Genomic DNA, 16,885 nt, shown 5'->3' with positions numbered 1-16,885 from the left:
TGGTCTGCCGCATGAGGATCACCAAGTTCGGACACGCCTGCGTACGCCTGGAGCACGACGGGACGACCGTCGTCGTCGACCCCGGGGCGTTCACCGACCCCGCCGCGCTGACCGGGGCCGACGCCGTCCTGATCACCCACGAGCACATGGACCACTTCGAGGAGGCCCGGCTGCGCGCCGCCCTGGAGGCCGACCCGGCCCTTCGGGTGTGGACCAACAGCGCGGTCGCCGCCCAACTGGACGGCGTGGCGCAGCGCGTCGCCGTGGTCGGCGAGGGCGACGCCTTCGAGGTCGGCGGGGTCGGGGTGAGCGTGCACGGCGAGTGGCACGCGGTCATCCACCGGGACATCCCGCGGGTGAAGAACATCGGCTTCCTCTTCGACGGCCGGCTGTTCCACCCCGGCGACGCCTTCACCGTGCCGCCGCACTCGGTGGACACCCTGCTGCTGCCGCTCGCGGCGCCGTGGAGCAAGGCCGGTGAGGTCGTCGACTACGTCCGGGAGGCCGCCCCGCGGGTGGCGGTGCCGGTGCACGAGGCGACGCTGAGCCCGATCGGGCACATGATCGCCACCCGGCTGCTCGGGCCGGACGGGCCGGGCACGGGCGCGGAGCTGACCGTGCTCGGGGAGGGCGAGAGCCTGGAGCTGGGCTGACGGTGCCGGGAGGCGGGGCCGGACCGGTGCTGGTTGCGCGATGGTCGGCCGCTGGTCCCGGCGGTCCGGGCGCCGGTAGCCTGACGCCATGCTGAAGATCGGACTGACGGGTGGCATCGGCGCCGGCAAGAGCGAGGTGTCCCGGCTCTTCGCCGCCCACGGCGCGGTGATCGTGGACTCCGACGTGATCGCCCGCGAGGTGGTCGCGCCCGGGACGGACGGTCTGGCGGCCGTGGCCGCCGAGTTCGGGCCGCAGGTGCTGCGCGAGGACGGCGCGCTCGACCGCCCGGCCCTCGGCGCGATCGTGTTCGCCGACCCGGCGCGGCTCCAGGCGCTGAACGCGATCGTCCACCCGCTGGTGCGCGCCCGGTCCGCCGAACTGGAGGCCGCGGCCGCGCCGGACGCGGTGGTGGTGCACGACGTGCCGCTGCTCGCGGAGAACGGCCTCGCCCCGCTGTACGACCTGGTCGTGGTGGTCGACGCGGCCGACGACGTGCGGGTGGAGCGGCTGGTGCGGCTGCGCGGGATGGCCGAGGACGAGGCCCGGGCCCGGATGGCCGCGCAGGCCTCGCGGGCGGACCGGCTGGCGATCGCCGACGTGGTGATCGACAACGGCGGGCCGCTGGAGGCGCTCGTGGCGCGGGTCGACGAGGTGTGGGCGGAGCTGGTGAAGCGCGCCGCCGCTGCCTGAGGTTCAGGCGGCGGTCAGCGGCAGACGGGCCCGGACGGCGAAGCCGCCCTCGGTGGTGGGGCCGGCGTGCAGGGTGCCGCCGAGGTCGTCGGCGCGGGTGCGCATGCCGTCCAGGCCGTGGCCGCCGGAGGGCAGCCGGAGTCCGTCCGGGTCGGCCGCCGTGGCGGGGGAGTTGACGATGTCGAGGCGCAGCCCGTCCGGGTGGACCTCGACGGTGACGGCGACCTCGGCGGCCGGGGCGTGCTTGTGGGCGTTGGTCAGGGCTTCCTGGACGATCCGGTAGGTGGCGTACTGCACGGCCGGTCCGGGTGCGGGCAGTCCTTCGGCGGGGCCGGTGAGGGTGAGGTCGACGGCGAGTCCGGCCTGGCGGGACTCCTCGACCAGGGCGGGCAGTCCGTGCAGTGAGGGGCCCTGGTCGGAGGCCGGGGTGAGGACGCCGAGCAGGCCGCGCAGCTCGGTGAGGGCCTGGAGGCCGAGAGTGCGGATCAGGCCGAGGGTCTCCCGGACGGCGGTCGGGTCGTCGGCGGCCGCGACCTGGCAGGCGCCGGCGTGCAGGGTGATGAGGGAGACGCGGTTGGAGACCACGTCGTGCATCTCCCGGGCGAGCCGGGCGCGTTCGGCGGCGGCGGCGCGCTCCTCGGCGTACCGGCGGGCCGCCTCCAGCAGCCGGTTGCGTTCGGCGAGCGCGGCGACGGCGCGGGCGCGATGGTGGGCGGTGAGGCCGAGGGCGAGCGGGACGGCGCCGAAGACCAGCGGGTCCTCGGCCAGGTTGGCGAGGGCGGAGAGGCTGCTGACGTCCCCGAGGTCCATGGGGAGGAGCAGGCGCACCCCGGCCAGCACGGCCAGGACGGCCGGCACCCGGGTGGCGCCGCGCCGCGTGGCCAGCCCGTAGAGGGCGACGGCGAGCGGGAGTTGGCCGCCCAGCAGGGTGACGGCGGCGACGGCCGCCGGGTACCGCAGGCGGACGGCGAGGGCGAGCGCGCCGGCCGCCACCAGGCCCGCGTTGACCGGTGCCGAGGTGGTCGGCCCGATGTCGGGGTCGCCCGCGGCGAGCGGGACGAGCACCAGCAGCACCAGGACGGTCGGCCCGAGCGCGACGACCGGGCCGGGCAGGCGCAGCGGCGGGCCCGGCAGCGGTACCGCGGCGAGGGCGGAGTCCAACTGGTCGGCGGGGTGGGTCCGGTGGGCCGCGCCGGCGTGGTGGGTGGCGTGGGGCTGGTGGGCGGCGTCGGCTTGGTGGGCGGCGTCGGGCTGGTCGGTGGACTGGTGGTGCTGGTGACGGGTGGGGTCCAACCGGCCGGTGGGGCGCCGGAGTCGGGGCCGCTGCTGGGTGGGCTGGCGCATGGGGGCATGCTCGCACACCCCGTCCGGCCCGGGGTGGCGAGCGGGCCGCAGTGGCCGGGAACAGCCTGGAATTCGCCTTCCCGGGAAGGGATCATGGTCGGATGGATGATCGTTTCTCTCCCGAGCCGCCGACCGTCGTCCGGCTGCCGCAGTACACCCGCGCCGACCATGACGAGATCCTCGGCCCCGGCGACGACCCGTACGGCGTCGCCTACACCGGACTGACCTGGCTGCCCAAGGACATCCACTTCGGCATCCGGGCCGCCGACGGCCGGCTCGTCGCGCACACCGGCCTGGTGCCGCTCCCGCTCACCGTCGGCGGCACCGACCTGGCGGCGATCGGCGTCGGCGGCGTCGCCGTCGCCCCCGACCGGCGCGGCGCCGGCCTCGCGCGGGCCGTGGTCCGGGCCGCCCTCGGCCACGCCCGCACCCTCGGCCACCGCCACGCGCTGCTGTTCTGCCGCCCGCCGCTGGCCACGTTCTACCGGGGGCTCGGATTCCGCGAGGTCGCGGAGGAGGTGACGGTGGAGCAGCCCGAGGGACGGTTGGCGGTGATGCCGCTGCGCACCATGTGGGCGCCGTTGGCGGAGGGCGCCGGGTGGCCGGAGGGGCCGGTGCGGTTGCGCTCGCTGCCGATGTGACGTGCCCTGTGGGGATGGGGGTGGGGGCGGGTTCTGGGCGGGGTCACTCCGGCCAGGCGGAGTTCTCGATCACGGCGGCGAAGTCGGTCCGCTCGAAGTCCGGGTCGAAGTGGGCGAGGACGTCCGCCTTGACGTTGCCGAAGGCGGTCTCCGGCTTGGGCGCGACGCCGTCGTGGAAGGCGCGCAGGATGCCGCGCTTGAAGTCCGGGCGCGGATGGGCGGCGACCACGGCGTCCCGGTCGGCGGCGGCGAGGTCCGCGTACCCGATGCCGAGTACGTCCAACTCCACGCCGGCGGTGGTCAGCGCGATCTCCGGCTCCAGGAACTCCGGGATGCCGGGCGTGGTGTGCAGGGCGATCGCCTCCCACACCAGGCGCACCCGCCGCTCGTCCACCCCGTGCCCGCGCAGGAACGCGGCGGCGGCCTCGGCGCTGTCCACCTCGAAGCGCCGACCGGAGGCGTGGTGCTCGGGGCCCAGGCCGAGATCGTGGAACATCGCGGCCAGGTACAGGAGTTCGGGATCGAAGTCGAGCCCCCGGCGGCGGCCCTGGAGGGCGCCGAACAGGTAGACCCGGCGGGAGTGGTGGTACAGCAGCTCGGTGGTGGCGTCCCGGACCAGCTCGGTGGCCTCGGCGGCGAGGCGGCTGTCGGGGATCCGCACCCCGGCGATCTCGGTGGCGGTCATGCGGTGGCCTCCAGGGTGGTGGTGCTCGGGTCGGTGCCCGGGACGGTGGCGGTCGGTACGGCGGCGGTTCGGTCGGCAGGGGTCGGGTCGGTCGCGGTCGGTGAGCCCGCCGCGTGGGCGACGACGGCGCCGGCCAGCGCGCGGATCATGGCGTGCGCCCGGGTGCCGTCGCCGGACAGCTCCGGCTGGAAGAGCGAGGCGAGGAAGAACGGGTGGTCCGGCAGTTCCAGGACGCGCACCTCGCCCGCGCCGTCCGCGCCGCTGAACCGCAGCCCGTGCGCGCGCAGTCGGTCCAGGTAGTCGGCGTTGAGGCCGTACGCGCAGTGGTAGCGCTCCAGGGTGCGGGTGGTGCCGAGGACGCGCTCGGCGAGCGTGCCGGGGGTGATCGCGACCGCCCCCTCGTGGCCGACCAGGGAGCAGGCCAGCGGCACGATCACCTGCTCGTCCCGCTCCGGGTGCTCCTCGCCGTGGACGGCCCCGCCGAGGCCGCAGACGTTGCGGGCGTACTCCAGCACCGCGTGCTGGAACCCGGCGCAGGTGCCGAGGAAGGGGATGCCGCGCTCGCGGGCCGTCCGGACGGCGGCCAGCGCGCCCGCCTCGCTGCGGTAGGGGCTGCCGGGGAGCAGCCAGACTGCGTCGAAGCCGTCCAGGGCGCCGGGAGCCCCGGCGTCCTCGGTGGGGATCCAGTAGGCGTCCAGGACGAGCTGCTCGCGCTCGGCGAGGGCGTCGAGCAGGCCGGGGATGCGGGCGTGCGAGCGGACGGCGGGGGAGCGGTCGCCGACCAGGGCGATCCGCGGGGTGAGGTAGGTCATGGGACTATCCTGACCCCGCACCCGAGATCAGCGCCAACGATGATTTCTTACCCCTCGATCAGAAGAGTTGATGACTGCCGTGGATCCGCAGCAGCTGCGCACCTTCGTCACCGTCACCCGCCTCGGCTCCTTCTCCGAGGCCGCGCGGGAACTCGGCTACACCCAGTCCGCGGTCTCCCAGCAGATCGCCGCCCTGGAGGCCGACCTCGGGACCGGCCTGCTCAGCCGCCGCCCGGTCGGCCCGACCGAGGCCGGCCTGCGGTTGCTGGAGCACGCGGCGCCCCTGCTGGTCCGGCTGGAGGCGGCGCGTGCCGACGTCGCACGCCTGGCCGGTGCCCCGAGTGCCCGGCTGGTGCTCGGAGCCACCCCGCTGGCAGTCGGAGCGACCCTGGGGCGCGCACTCGGCGAGGTGCGCCGGGCCCACCCGGCGGCCGACCTCGTCGTCCGGGTCCTCGCCCAGGACGCGCTGCCCGCCCAGGTCGCCACCGGCGAGGTCGACCTCGCCCTGATCGACGGCCTCGCCGCCCCCAGCGACCCGCTGCCACTGCCCGACGTCGGCCCGCTCACCACCGTCGCCGTCGACGAGCAGCCCGTCGCCGTCGCCCTCCCGGTCGGCCACCCCCTCGCGGGCCGCACCGGCGTCGCGCTCGCCGACCTCTCCGCCGCCCGCTGGCTCGACGCCCCCGACCTCACCCCGACCGCCGCCCGGCTGCGCGCCGCCGCCGGTGTCGACGGCTTCCGCCCCGCCACCCGCTACCGGGGCACCGACGTGCACGGGCTGCTCGCCCTGGTCGCCACCGGGCACGGGCTCAGCCTGCTCCCGGCGTCCGTCCTCGCCGGGGCGCCCGGCGTCGCGTCCGCGCCGATCGCCGCCCCGCGGCTGGTGCACCGCACCGAACTGGTGCACGGCAGCCTGCCGGAGGGGTCGGCCGCGCTGCTGGCACGGCTGCTGTCGGGCACGCCCTGAGCCCGCTCCCCGGATCGCGCCGGGCGCCCGCGGTGTTTGTGGAGGCGCGATCACCGGGCGTTCACGTCCTGGGACTGACGGTGGTCGCATTGGTGGTGCTGTCATGGGCACAGTCGCCCGGCGCGAGGCCGGGCAAGGCCCAGGAGATCCCCCACATGATGCTCCGTCAGCGTCTCACCGTCGTCGCCGCGGCGGCCGTCCTCGCCGCCGCCGGGCTCGCGGCCGGCACCGCGCAGGCCGCCCCCGCCAAGGGCTCGCCCGTCAAGATCCGTCCGCTCGCGGCGAGTTGTTCGCAGGCCTACCTGCCGCTGCCCGACCCGTCCTGCACGCCGGGCGCCTACAACCCGGACGTCACCCAGGCCACCATCGGCCAGACCATCTGCGTCTCCGGCTGGACCTCCACCGTCCGCCCGCCGACCAGCTACACCAACGCGCTGAAGGCGCAGCAGATCGCGCAGTACGGCTACGCGGACACCAACCTGTCCGACTACGAGGAGGACCACTTCGTCCCGCTGGAGCTCGGCGGCGCCCCGCGCGACCCGCGCAACCTCTGGCCCGAGCCCCGCTACGGCAGCCAGACCGCGACCGGCAAGGACGGCGTCGAGACCAAGCTGAAGAACGCGGTCTGCAAGGGCAAGGTCGGCCTCGACGACGCCCGCAGCGCCATCGTGACCGACTGGACCACCGCGCTCAGCAGCCTCGGCCTCTGACCCTCGGACCCTCTGGTCCTCGTGCTGGTGCGGCGGTCGGTCCGTCCGGTCCCCTGTGCCGGACGGGCCGACCTGCCGTCCGCCCCGGGCGCCGCCTCGGCGGTGCGCGGGGCCGTCTGTGGTGGTTCTGTGGTGGTGGCTGGGGCGCGGCGCCGGGTCAGCGGCCCGAGCGGCCCGAGCGGGCCGGGGCCGGGCCCGCGGTGGTGCCGGGCCGTGTGCGCGCGGCGCCGTCCGCCCGTTCCCGCTGCCCGGTCGCCTCGCGGATGCGGGCACTCGGCATGGCTGTTCCCTTCCCCCGTACGTTCTGCCGTCCGGCCGCCGGCCCGCTGCGCTCCTCTGTTCCGAGGGGCGGTCGGGCTCGGCTGCGTCGACGGCGGTCGAAACTTATGCCACCGGGCCGCCGGGAGCAAAGCGGGATACCGGCGGGTAGGCCGCCTTACCCGGCCGTTGCGGGGGCGTTGGTGGTGAAGGTGTGTGCGGGCGTGTCGGAAGGTATGGCGGGCCTTCGGCGCCCGACCGGTCGGCGGGACGGCGCGCGGTCGCGGATTCCCCCTGTCGGGCGGGGGTTCGCCGGTCGGTCGCAGCCCCGGCCCGCCCGCCCGTGCGGGCCCGCGGCCGGTCGCGGCGGACGGCCGATGCCAAGGCTTTCCCCCGACCGGATCCGCCGCCCTCCCTCCGGGTGACCGGCACGCCCCGGCACGCTCCCGGCCCCGGACCGGACCGGTGGCGGATCAGGCGTGGGTGCCGGGGACGCCGAGCTGCTGGGCGAGCCAGGGGAGGGCCTGGGCGAAGGTGGCGGCCCCGGTCTGCCAGGTGTGCTTGCCGGAGCCGACGGCGGTGGTGGTGCGGATGCCGTCCTTCCGGGCGGCGTCGTTGAGGGCCCTGGCGGACTCGATCTGGCCGTGCTCCTCGTCGCCCTGCCCGAAGTAGCCGGAGACGCCCTGGTACTTGGGGTGGTGGGCGAGGACGGTCAGCGGGTCGTGGGCGGCCCAGGCGGTCGCGTCGCCGCCGTACAGCTCCTGGACGGTGTGGTCCCTGTCGCCGGTGGCGGGGCCCTTGTCGCCGGAGAAGTCGCCGAAGTGGGTGAAGACGTCGGGGTGTTCGACGGTGAGGTCGACGGCGCAGGTGCCGCCCATGGACCAGCCGGCCACGCCCCACCTGTGCGGGTCGGTGGCGGCGTTGAAGGTCTTCTGGACGAACGGCGGGACGTCCTTGAGCAGATGGCTCTCGGAGTTGCCGTGCGGGCCGTCGACGCACTCGGTGTCGATCCGGAAGCCGCCGGTCGCGTCGACGAAGACGAGGATCGGCGCGAAGCCGTTGTGCTTGGCGGCGAAGTCGTCCGCGGTCTTCACCGCGTTGCCGGAGCGGATCCAGTTGTCGGGCGCGGCGAACTCGCCGCCGATCAGCTCCAGCGCCGGCAGCTTCGGCCGGTTCTGGCTGCGGAACCACGCGGGCGGCAGGTAGACGAGCTCCTGGCGGTGGGTGAAGCCGCTGGCCGTGCTCGGGATGTCCACCTGGACGATGCGGCCGGTCCTCGTCTTCCCGTGCAGGGAGCCGAGTTCGGCGAGCGTGATCTGCTCCGGCAGCGGCTGCCCGCCCAGTTCGCCGATCGCGTCGTCGAGGGTCGGGTAGTAGCCGGTGGCGATGTTCACGCTGTTGGCGGCGCAGAACAGGGCGAGCAGCGCGGCCGGCGGCGCCAGCGCCCGGCGCCACCAGCGGGCGCCGCGCCAGCCGAACCCGAGCACGCTGACCGCCGCGACCGCGACCCCGCCCCACAGCCACACCCCGAACGGGATCGGATCGGTGATCCCGGCGAGCGTGAGCACCCCGACGGCGGCGAGGGCGGTGAGCAGCAGCGCCGTCCCGAGGGCGATCGGGCCCCACTTCAGCCGCCAGGCCCGGTCCCGCCAGCCGAGGGCGGCCAGGAACAGGACGAGGGCCGCGGCCTGGACGGTCCAGGGGAACCAGCCGCCGAGCAGGGAGACGTTCATCTGGCGGAGGCTAGGGGTGCCGGATGAGAAGTCGATGAGAGGCTGACAGGTCGCTGGGAGGCGGCTGGGAGGTACCGTCGGTGGCCCGCGTAGGCCCCGGTTGACGGGCGCGCGGCCGGGGGCGCTACATTTGAACGCGTTCAGGTTTGCTGCTAGGGGGAGTCATGGTGGTGGTGCCGACAAGCGCGCGCCTGCTGGCCGCGTTGGCGGCAGCCGTTTTCCTACTGCCGCTGACGCTGGTGGTGGCGCTCGGCGCCACCTGGCCGTACGTCCCGCAGCTGGTCGGGCTGCTCAGCGCCGCCGTGTGCGCCGTGCCGGTCTTCTACCGCCGGCGGAACCCGTTCCGGGTCGCCTGTGCGGCTGCCGGGTTCACCGTCGCGGCCGTGTGGGTGCCGCTGGCGATCCTGTGCGCCTTGATGGTGGCGACGTTCGGTGGTTGGGCCTGGCTCCTGTTCGCGCTGCTCCTGCCGGCCGCGGCGATCACCGCGCTGATCGCCGCCTTCCAGCGGGCGCGCGGCGCCGAGTGCGGCCGGGTGGCGGTCGCGCTCGGCCGGGCCATGGGGGCGCTGTCGCTGCTCTGCTGGGGGTACGTGATGCTCCGCTAGACGGGGTGGACGGCTTCGTGGCCAGGGACTGCCGAACGGAGGTCCGAGGGCCGGGGTGGTGATCACTCGCCGAGAGTGCCGACGGTGTTGCCGGGGTCGTCCAGCCAGACCGTGTTCGTCTCCGGGGTCACCGTGAGCCCGTAACGTTCCAGCCCTGGGCGCCCGTTGGACAGCCATGTCGAGGCTGCGGCCTCCAGCTCGGACCAGAGGCGCGCGGGCCGCCCTGGAAGGCGTGCGCGGTGCCGTCGTTCCGACTCTCCAGCACCGCCCATGATCCGTCGGGGTGGAGGCGGCGGTGACCAGATGGCCGAGCTGAGCCGACATGGTCTCGCTACTGCACACGGCGGTGTGGAGAACGTATTCCTCGACCAGCAGCCCGAACCGCTGGCGGCCGGAGAACAGCATGCGTTGACGCTCCAGTCGCGCCTCCACGGCCTCCTCGACGTCATCGATGGGGACACGATCGCGTTGGATCGAGCGCAGTACGGCAGCCGTGTACTCGGGCGTTTGTGCCATGCCGGGAATGACCCGGCTTGCGTACACGCGGAAGAGCCTGGTGCGCTGGTAGAGCGCGGCGACGGACTCCTGTGCGGCCCGCAACCCGGTGCGCTCCATGCGACGCCACTCGGTGTACATCGACTCGACGGCGCGGGCCGTGGCGATGAGGTCGGGGATCTGGTTCTCGGCATTGCAGGCAGCGCACCAGGCGCGGAGATCGTCCTCGGACGGAGCGGACTTGCCACTCTGGATCCGGCTGGTCTTGGCAGGATGCCACCCGCACCGGGCAGACAACTCGTCGCCAGTCAGCCCGGCGTCCCTGCGGATCTCGATCAGCCGGTTGTCGAGCGCCTTGCGGGCCTCGACAACGCTGGAGTACGGGGACGACGACATGTGCGAACTACCCGGTGCCGGTGGTGATTCAGACGGTGTACTGCGCGTGCGGGACAGCGCGCTCCCAAACCGCCTCGAAGGAGGCGGAGACCATCTTCACCGTGGCCGGGTCCTCGTTGAAGTGGTGGCCGGCCCAGTCGCCGTCGCCGGTGAACCATAGGAGTCCCGCATCTCCAGGTGGACCGCCGAACGCTCAGCGCTCCTCAGCAGTGCGCCAAAGTCCGGCACGTTCTGCGTCATCGCACACCTTCCGCAAGGCCGGGATCATCCGGACGGGGATACGGACGACGCCCTCATGGTCGGGGACGCCGATGGGGTGATCAGGTACCCACTCGGTCTCGCTGATGGTGCGGAGGGTGTCCGCGTCCGGGAGCCATCCCTGGACGACGATCTCCGCTTTCTCGTCTTCGAGCCACACCGTCGGAGATCCGCCGTTGGGGGTGTCCGGGTCGATCCCGGTGAAACGTAGTGCCATGACTGCCCCTTCCGTGAAGTCGGTTGCGAGTCCCTGCACTTAGCGCGGTGACGTGGACCGGGTGCGGCCGTCAAGCCGGGGGGCGGCCCCGTGCTCGGCGCGGGGCCGCCCAGGACAGCGGAGGTTAGAGAGCTGTCGGGAAGCCGTTGGACCGAACGCCCGCGACGAATGCCCGCCGGGCCTCGGGGCCGAAGCCGAGGGCCGGGCCGTGGGGGTCCTTGCTGTCGCGGACCGGGACGATGCCGGTGACGCCGTCGGCTACTTCGACGCAGTTGTCGTTCGGGCTGCTGGCGCTTGACTTCTTCCACTGCACGGGGAGTGCGGAGGCGACAGGGAAGTGGGTCACTTGAGCGTGTCTCTCCTCTGTGTGATGAGGTTGAGCGACTGGTCCAGAGACACGGCGGTTGCCGTGATCTCGCCGAACGCCGCTCGACAGACGTCGACTTGGTCCGGGCCCTCAACCCAGTCGCTGCCGGGCTGGTCGCCAGTCACGCTCTACGTGGCGATGGGGCGGTAGGCGGCCCGCCGTACGGGAGTGCGGTCCGTCGTACGGGAGGGCCGCCCGCCGCCGTCAGGCGGCGAAGCGCTCGCGCAGTGCCGCCAGGCCGGCCGCGAACACCCCGTGGAGGCGGTCGGCGGAGTCCTTGCGGTGCTCGGCGTCGACGTCGTACGTGGCGCCCCACTCGACGAAGCTGGCGTCGAGCGCGGTGACCGGGGTGACCCGCAGCGTCGCCCGGTAGCCGTACAGCTCGAATGCCCCTTCGGGGAAGCTGTAGGTGTAGCTGCGGGCCTCCTCGTCGTAGGCGAGCAGCGTCTCGTGCAGTGCCACGCCGTCGATCTCGAACACCCGGACCGACCCGATCGCGTTGCCCGTCAGCTCGTTGCCGAGGCTGCTGGCCGGCAGGTTCGGGTGCCAGCCGCCGAGGTTGTGGAAGTCCCCGAGCAGCTCCCACACCCGCTCGGCCGGAGCCTCCACCACCGTGCTGACCTTCGTGCCTGCCATCGTCGTTGCCGCCTTTCGCGTGCCTCCGTACGGACGGGCACCATCCTCGGGCCGCCGCGCGGCAGGCGCCAGGGGGCCTGGCGGTCGGCTCCGGGGCGTCACCTGCCCGGCGCGGCCGCTTCGAGGTCGTCGACGGTGCCGGACATGACGGTGCGCAGGTGCCGGGTGAGGTGCTCGGTCGGCCAGTCCCACCAGGCGAGGGCGAGCAGGCGGGCGATGTCCGGCCCGCTGTAGCGGGTGCGGATGAGCTTGGCCGGGTTGCCGCCGACGATCCCGTAGTCGGGGACGTCGTCGACGACGACGGCGCCGGAGGCGACGATCGCGCCGTGGCCGATGCGCACCCCGGGCATCACCATGGCGCCGTAGCCGATCCAGACGTCGTTGCCGACCACGGTGTCCCCCCGGCCGGCGAGGCCGGTGATCAGGTCGAAGTGCTCGGCCCAGCTTCCGCCCATGATGGGGAACGGGAAGGTCGAGGGGCCGTCCATGCGGTGGTTCGCCCCGTTCATGAGGAACCGGACCCCCGTACCCAGCGCGCAGAACTTCCCGATCACCAGCCGCTCCGGGCCGTAGTGGTAGAGCACGTTGCGCGTCTCGAAGGCGGTCGCGTCGTCCGGGTCGTCGTAGTAGGAGTAGTCGCCGACGTCGATCAGCGGGGACGTCACCAGTGGCTTGAGGAGCACCACGCGCGGCTGTCCGGCCATCGGGTGCAGCGTCGAGGGATCGGGCGGAACGGAACTCATGGCGACACGACTCCGGCTCGTCAGGTGTGAAGCGTGGGAGGGACATCGATCATCTCACCGTCTAGGATCGCGGATCATGGACGCGAGCACCGGCATGATCACCGTTCCGTCCGGCCGCGTCACGCTGTCGGACCGTCGCACGCAACGGAGTTGGAGCGTCGAGCTCGCCCCCTACGAGCTGGCGGCCTGTCCGGTCACCCGCGAGCAGTACGGCGCCGGGGCCGGCGACCGGCTCCCCGCCGACAGCGTCTCCTGGTACGACGCCGTCCACTACTGCAACGAACTGTCCCGGCGCCACGGCCTCACCCCCGCGTACCACCAGGACGGCGAGTCCGTCACCTGGGACCGCGCCGCCGACGGCTACCGGCTGCCCACCGAGGCCGAATGGGAGCACGCCTGCCGCGCCGGGACGGACGGCCCCCGCTACGGGCCGCTCGACGAGATCGCCTGGCACCGCGGCACCTCGGGCGCGCGCCCGCACCAGGTGGGCGGTCTGCGCCCCAACGGCTTCGGCCTGTACGACCTGCTCGGCAACGTGTGGGAGTGGTGCTGGGACGTGTACGACGCCGAGGTGTACGGCGGCTACCGGGTGCTGCGCGGCGGCGGCTGGTTCGACGAGCACTGGAGCTGCCGCGCCTCCGTCCGCCGCCGCAGCCACCCCACCCTGCGGATCGACGACGTCGGCTTCCGGCTCGCCCGGTCGATCACCACCTGAAGGCGCGCGCCGCGGGGAACCCGGGCCAGGTCACGGACCGTTGGGGTCTGCATGAACGATGCACCGGTGTCCCTCAGACCGATCGGCCAAGCCGACCTCGACCCGCTCGAAGTACTGCTGAACGACCCCCAGGCGGTGGGCCCGTTCCAGTGGTACGGGTGGCGCGACCCCGGGCGGTTCCGGCGCCGCTGGGCGGAGCACGGCCTGCTGGCGCCCGAGCAGTCGATGCTCGCGGTGCTGTCCGGGGACGAGTTCGCCGGGTTCGTCGCCTGGCGGCAGGTGGGCCAGGTGGACGTGGCGCCGTACTGGAACGTCGGCATCGTGCTCCGCCCGGAGGCGCGCGGCCGGGGCATCGGCACGCAGGCCCAACGGCTGCTGGTGGACTACCTGTTCGCCCACACCCCGGTGATGCGGCTGGAGGCGGACACCGAGGATGCCAACCTCGCCGAGCAGCGCGCGCTGGAGAAGTGCGGCTTCGTCCGCGAGGGCGTCCAGCGCAGCAGGGGCTTCCGGGACGGCCAATGGCGGGACATGGTCCTCTACAGCCTGCTGCGCACCGACCCCCGGCCCTGATCCGCAAGACCCGTCAGGCGACCCCGAACCACTCCTCCGCGAGGGCGTCCAGCGTCCGCGCGGAGGGCTTCAACTCCCTCAGGTACCACGGTAGGTGGCTGTACACGTGGAGCAGCGTGTACGCCATCAGCAGGCCCGGCTCGAAGCCGCGCCCGTAACCGGCCAGGAGGCGGCCGAGCAGGCGGCGGTCGGCGCGGGTGGTGAACAGGCCGACGGCGACGAGGTCGTAGGCCGGGTCGCCGACCATGGCGGGTTCGAAGTCGAGCAGGCCGGTGAGGCGCCAGCCGTCGGCCGGGTCGACGAGCAGGTGCTCGCGCATGAACTCGGTGTGCAGCAGGGCGCGTTGCGGCGTCCGGGGCAGCGGCGCGGCGGCCAGGAAGTCCGGGATCTGCTCCAACCAGGCTTCGGGCAGGCCGCGTTCGCGCTGGCGGGCCACCGCCCCGGCCCGCTGCCGGTCCAGGAAGGCGCCCCAGTCGCCGGGGCCGAGGGTGTCGGCGAGCGGTCCGGGGTCGAGGGCGTGCAGGGCGGCCAGCGCCCGGCCGCAGTCGTGGGCGATCCGCTCCCGGTCGGCCTGCGGGATCCGCGGCCAGGCGGGGGCCAGGCCCTCGCCGGACAGTCGTGACATCAGCACGTAGCGCCAGCCGTTGACGTGGGCGCCGGCGGCCCGTACGTCGGGGGTGGGGATCGGCAGGGCGCCCTGGAGGCGGGTGAGGACGCGCTCCTCGGTGACGCCGTCCTCGGCGCTGGCGGCGGGGAACAGCTTGAGGACGTGCGCGTCGCCCACCGCGTAGACCGGGACGGACCCTTCCGCGAAGCGCGCCAACGGCAGCCCGGCGAGGCCGAGTTCGGCGCAGAGCGCCTCGGCTCCGGGGCGCATCACCGTCTCGTCGCGCACGATCGCGTCCCACTGTTCTTCCGTCTCCACCACCGGCAGCATGGGCGCACGGTAGGCGGACCGGCGTCGCCGCGGCAAAGGCTTTTCAGCGGTCGGGGCCGGCCGGCCCCGGCGCCCGGGGTGGGCCGGGAGCGGGAAGCGGCCCGCGCCCCGCGCCGGAGCGGTTCACTGGGGCCCGCAGACGTCGGTGGCGGTGGGGGAGAGGGGTTCCGGGCCGCCGGCCGGGTCGCGGGTGAGGAGGTAGCGGGCGCCGGGGCCGGTGTCGGCGGCGCGGTCGGCGGCGTTGTAGAGGGAGCAGCGGGAGAGGGAGAGGCAGCCGCAGCCGATGCAGCCGGTCAGCTTGGCCTTGAGGCGCTGGAGCTCGGCGATCTGCTCGTCGATGCGGCTCTGCCAGGATTCGGCGACCCGGTCCCACTCGGCGCCGCTGGGAGCGGGGCGCTCGGGGAGCCGGTCGAGGGCGACGCGGGCCTCGTCGAGGGAGAGGCCGACGCGCTGGGCGGCGCGGACGAAGGCGATCCGGCGCAGCGTGCCGCGGGGGTAGCGGCGCTGGCCGCCGGCGGTGCGGGTGGCGTGGATGAGGCCGAGGCTCTCGTAGTAGCGCAGGGCGGAGGCGGCGAGGCCGCTGCGGCGGCCGAGCTGGCCGATGGTGAGCAGGTCGTCGCGGTGCGGGCCGGGTGATCGGCCGTGGTCCGGGGTCGCGGTCATGGGCACCCACTCTAGCCGCTTGACCTCAAGTCGACTTTAAGTTGCACCATCGTGGTCATGACGACGAACGCAACCGCGGACCTCGCGGAAACCGCCCGTTTCGAGGACCTGTCGGCGCTGATGGGCCTGATGACCGGCGACGAGAAGCACGGCCCGGCCGCCACCTCCACCCTGGACGCGCTCTGGGTGCTGTACGACCGGGTCCTGCGGGTGAGTCCGGAGCGGGCCGAGGCGCAGGACCGGGACCGCTTCCTGCTCTCCAAGGGCCACGGCCCGATGGCGTACTACGCGGTGCTCGCGGCCAAGGGCTTCATCGACCCCGGGGTGCTGCCGAGCTTCGGCGGCTACGACTCTCCGCTCGGCCACCACCCGGACCGGATGCTCGTCCCCGGGGTGGAGATCGCCTCCGGCTCGCTCGGGCACGGCCTGCCGCTGGGCGTCGGCACGGCGCTCGGGCTGCGGGCGCAGGGCCTGACCGACCCGGCGGTGTGGGTGCTGGTCGGCGACGCCGAGTTCGACGAGGGCTCCAACCACGAGGCGGTGGCCTTCGCCGGTGCGTACGGGCTGGAGCGGCTGCACGCGGTGGTGATCGACAACTCCTCGGCCACGCACGGCTGGCACGGCGGGATCGCGGCCCGGTTCGCGGCCGAGGGCTGGTCCGCCGTGACGGTGGACGGCCGCGACCACGAGGCGCTGTACCGCGCCTACACCGCCGAGCACCCGGGCCGCCCGCACGTGGTGGTCGCCCGGGTCGAGCCCAAGGACTCCTGAGCCCGAGGACTCCTGAGACCGAGGACTGCTGAGCCAGAGAACCCCCACGCAAGCGCCAACCAGCACGCAAGCGCCAACCAGCATGAACCGAAAGGCACTTCACCGATGGACACCATGCGCGACCGCTTCATCGACGTCACCAGCCGCCTGCTGGACGAGGACCCCCGGCTGGCCGTGGTGCTCGCCGACATCAGTGCGGCCGCCTTCGCCCCGGCCCAGCAGCGCCACCCGGACCGGGTGGTCAACGTCGGCATCCGCGAGCAACTGCTGATCGGCGCGGCCGGCGGCCTGGCGCTGACCGGGATGCGCCCGATCGCCCACACCTTCGCCAGCTTCCTCGTCGAACGTCCCTTCGAGCAGGTCAAGTTGGACCTCGTCCACCAGGGCGTCGGCGCCGTCCTGGTGAGCGCGGCCGGCTCCTACGACTGGCCGGCCGGGGGCCGCACCCACATGTCCCCGGGCGACGTCGCCCTGCTGGACACCCTGCCGGACTGGACGGTCCACGTGCCGGGCCACCCGGACGAGGCCGAGAGGCTGCTGCGCCACGCCGTCGCGGACGGCGACCGCAACGTCTACGTCCGCCTCTCGGAGCACCGGAACGCGCAGGCCCTGCCGGTCGAGGCGGGCCGGTTCACCACCGTGCGGCAGGGCTCGCGCGGGGTGGTCATCGCGGTCGGGCCGATGCTGGACGCGGTGCTCGCGGCCACCGAGGGCCTGGACGCCACCGTGCTGTACGCGGCGACGGTGCGCCCCTTCGACGCGGCCGGGCTGCGGGCGGCGGTGGGGGAGCGGGCGGACGTGGTGCTGGTGGAGCCGTACCTGGCGGGCACCTCGGCGAACGAGGCGCACGCCGCGCTGGCCGACCGCCCGCACCGGGTGCTGGGCCTGGGCGTGCCGCGCGAGGAGCACCGGCACTACGGCTCGATCCCGGAGCACCTGACCGCCTACGGCTTGGACGCGGCCTCGCTGCGGGAGCGGATCGGCACCTTCCTCTGGTGACGTTCCTCTGGTGACG

The 16,885-nt window shown here is 74.0% G+C and carries 21 protein-coding genes and 2 pseudogenes; 10 read left to right on the top strand and 13 right to left on the bottom strand.

Features of this window, described 5'->3' with window-relative positions; translation table 11 throughout:
* Positions 1-11 precede the first annotated feature (11 nt).
* Together AB0P03_RS21665 and coaE are read left to right on the top strand one after the other, a co-directional pair.
* Positions 12-653, top strand: coding sequence for an MBL fold metallo-hydrolase (locus AB0P03_RS21665; RefSeq protein WP_363584185.1), 642 nt, complete (start codon positions 12-14; stop codon positions 651-653).
* An 88-nt stretch (positions 654-741) separates the two neighbouring features.
* Positions 742-1,344: a dephospho-CoA kinase gene (coaE, locus tag AB0P03_RS21660; RefSeq protein ID WP_363584183.1), complete on the top strand. Its 603-nt coding sequence runs from the start codon at positions 742-744 to the stop codon at positions 1,342-1,344.
* A gap of 3 nt (positions 1,345-1,347) precedes the next feature.
* Here the strand turns inward: coaE and AB0P03_RS21655 are convergent, their stop codons facing one another.
* Complete coding sequence (locus AB0P03_RS21655; RefSeq protein WP_363630289.1) at positions 1,348-2,688, bottom strand: histidine kinase; 1,341 nt, start codon at positions 2,686-2,688, stop codon at positions 1,348-1,350.
* A gap of 101 nt (positions 2,689-2,789) precedes the next feature.
* On the opposite strand from AB0P03_RS21655, the gene AB0P03_RS21650 reads away from it, so the two are divergent.
* Positions 2,790-3,329: a GNAT family N-acetyltransferase gene (locus tag AB0P03_RS21650; protein ID WP_363584179.1), complete on the top strand. Its 540-nt coding sequence runs from the start codon at positions 2,790-2,792 to the stop codon at positions 3,327-3,329.
* 43 nt (positions 3,330-3,372) lie between these two features.
* Here the strand turns inward: AB0P03_RS21650 and AB0P03_RS21645 are convergent, their stop codons facing one another.
* Positions 3,373-4,014, bottom strand: a complete 642-nt coding sequence (locus AB0P03_RS21645) for an HD domain-containing protein (protein ID WP_363630287.1) — start codon at positions 4,012-4,014, stop codon at positions 3,373-3,375.
* Complete coding sequence (locus AB0P03_RS21640; RefSeq protein ID WP_363630285.1) at positions 4,011-4,826, bottom strand: hypothetical protein; 816 nt, start codon at positions 4,824-4,826, stop codon at positions 4,011-4,013. Before AB0P03_RS21640 ends, AB0P03_RS21645 begins: the two co-directional genes overlap by 4 nt.
* A 70-nt stretch (positions 4,827-4,896) precedes the next feature.
* Here AB0P03_RS21640 and AB0P03_RS21635 point away from each other — a divergent pair, with 70 nt between their 5' ends.
* Positions 4,897-5,793 carry a LysR family transcriptional regulator gene (locus AB0P03_RS21635; protein ID WP_363630283.1) on the top strand — a complete coding sequence of 299 codons (897 nt, stop codon included), beginning with the start codon at positions 4,897-4,899 and terminating at the stop codon, positions 5,791-5,793.
* A gap of 155 nt (positions 5,794-5,948) precedes the next feature.
* On the top strand, positions 5,949-6,503 hold the full coding sequence (locus tag AB0P03_RS21630) for a hypothetical protein (protein ID WP_363630281.1): 555 nt from the start codon (positions 5,949-5,951) through the stop codon (positions 6,501-6,503).
* Between the two features lie 157 nt (positions 6,504-6,660).
* On the opposite strand, the gene AB0P03_RS21625 is transcribed toward AB0P03_RS21630, so the two are convergent.
* Both AB0P03_RS21625 and AB0P03_RS21620 read right to left on the bottom strand, forming a co-directional pair.
* The gene (locus tag AB0P03_RS21625; protein WP_363630279.1) at positions 6,661-6,783 is read right to left on the bottom strand and encodes a hypothetical protein; all 123 of its coding nucleotides are present in this window, start codon (positions 6,781-6,783) and stop codon (positions 6,661-6,663) included.
* Between the two features lie 451 nt (positions 6,784-7,234).
* Positions 7,235-8,494 carry an alpha/beta hydrolase-fold protein gene (locus AB0P03_RS21620; RefSeq protein ID WP_363630277.1) on the bottom strand — a complete coding sequence of 420 codons (1,260 nt, stop codon included), beginning with the start codon at positions 8,492-8,494 and terminating at the stop codon, positions 7,235-7,237.
* Between the two features lie 170 nt (positions 8,495-8,664).
* Here AB0P03_RS21620 and AB0P03_RS21615 point away from each other — a divergent pair, with 170 nt between their 5' ends.
* Positions 8,665-9,099: a hypothetical protein gene (locus tag AB0P03_RS21615; protein ID WP_363630306.1), complete on the top strand. Its 435-nt coding sequence runs from the start codon at positions 8,665-8,667 to the stop codon at positions 9,097-9,099.
* A gap of 288 nt (positions 9,100-9,387) precedes the next feature.
* Here the strand turns inward: AB0P03_RS21615 and AB0P03_RS21610 are convergent.
* The 6 genes and pseudogenes from AB0P03_RS21610 to AB0P03_RS21585 all read right to left on the bottom strand — a co-directional run.
* Positions 9,388-9,990, bottom strand: a pseudogene (locus AB0P03_RS21610) (Scr1 family TA system antitoxin-like transcriptional regulator); the annotation flags it as partial.
* A 28-nt stretch (positions 9,991-10,018) separates the two neighbouring features.
* A pseudogene (locus AB0P03_RS21605) lies at positions 10,019-10,093 on the bottom strand (hypothetical protein); the annotation flags it as partial.
* Positions 10,094-10,183: 90 nt separating this feature from the next.
* On the bottom strand, positions 10,184-10,465 hold the full coding sequence (locus tag AB0P03_RS21600; protein WP_363630275.1) for a hypothetical protein: 282 nt from the start codon (positions 10,463-10,465) through the stop codon (positions 10,184-10,186).
* A gap of 124 nt (positions 10,466-10,589) precedes the next feature.
* A complete protein-coding gene (locus AB0P03_RS21595) occupies positions 10,590-10,811 on the bottom strand; it encodes a DUF397 domain-containing protein (RefSeq protein WP_363630273.1) in 222 nt (73 codons plus the stop codon).
* Positions 10,812-11,036: 225 nt separating this feature from the next.
* Positions 11,037-11,468 carry an SRPBCC family protein gene (locus AB0P03_RS21590; RefSeq protein WP_363618976.1) on the bottom strand — a complete coding sequence of 144 codons (432 nt, stop codon included), beginning with the start codon at positions 11,466-11,468 and terminating at the stop codon, positions 11,037-11,039.
* A 98-nt stretch (positions 11,469-11,566) separates the two neighbouring features.
* Positions 11,567-12,211, bottom strand: a complete 645-nt coding sequence (locus AB0P03_RS21585) for a CatB-related O-acetyltransferase (protein ID WP_363618977.1) — start codon at positions 12,209-12,211, stop codon at positions 11,567-11,569.
* Positions 12,212-12,287: 76 nt separating this feature from the next.
* Here AB0P03_RS21585 and AB0P03_RS21580 point away from each other — a divergent pair, with 76 nt between their 5' ends.
* Positions 12,288-12,926, top strand: a complete 639-nt coding sequence (locus tag AB0P03_RS21580) for an SUMF1/EgtB/PvdO family nonheme iron enzyme (protein WP_363630272.1) — start codon at positions 12,288-12,290, stop codon at positions 12,924-12,926.
* A gap of 66 nt (positions 12,927-12,992) precedes the next feature.
* On the top strand, positions 12,993-13,499 hold the full coding sequence (locus AB0P03_RS21575; protein WP_363584158.1) for a GNAT family protein: 507 nt from the start codon (positions 12,993-12,995) through the stop codon (positions 13,497-13,499).
* Positions 13,500-13,512: 13 nt separating this feature from the next.
* On the opposite strand, the gene AB0P03_RS21570 is transcribed toward AB0P03_RS21575, so the two are convergent.
* Both AB0P03_RS21570 and soxR read right to left on the bottom strand, forming a co-directional pair.
* Positions 13,513-14,436 carry an aminoglycoside phosphotransferase family protein gene (locus tag AB0P03_RS21570; RefSeq protein WP_363630270.1) on the bottom strand — a complete coding sequence of 308 codons (924 nt, stop codon included), beginning with the start codon at positions 14,434-14,436 and terminating at the stop codon, positions 13,513-13,515.
* Between the two features lie 123 nt (positions 14,437-14,559).
* Complete coding sequence (soxR, locus tag AB0P03_RS21565) at positions 14,560-15,099, bottom strand: redox-sensitive transcriptional activator SoxR (RefSeq protein WP_363618980.1); 540 nt, start codon at positions 15,097-15,099, stop codon at positions 14,560-14,562.
* 57 nt (positions 15,100-15,156) lie between these two features.
* On the opposite strand from soxR, the gene AB0P03_RS21560 reads away from it, so the two are divergent.
* Both AB0P03_RS21560 and AB0P03_RS21555 read left to right on the top strand, forming a co-directional pair.
* On the top strand, positions 15,157-15,870 hold the full coding sequence (locus AB0P03_RS21560; RefSeq protein ID WP_363630268.1) for a transketolase: 714 nt from the start codon (positions 15,157-15,159) through the stop codon (positions 15,868-15,870).
* A 105-nt stretch (positions 15,871-15,975) separates the two neighbouring features.
* Positions 15,976-16,869: a transketolase C-terminal domain-containing protein gene (locus AB0P03_RS21555; RefSeq protein ID WP_363584151.1), complete on the top strand. Its 894-nt coding sequence runs from the start codon at positions 15,976-15,978 to the stop codon at positions 16,867-16,869.
* Positions 16,870-16,885 lie beyond the last annotated feature (16 nt).

It is taken from the genome of Kitasatospora sp. NPDC088779 (genome assembly GCF_040685395.1).
Lineage (GTDB): Bacteria > Actinomycetota > Actinomycetes > Streptomycetales > Streptomycetaceae > Kitasatospora.
Note: the sequence above shows the minus strand (reverse complement) of the source record. Positions and strands in the feature narration are given on the sequence as shown.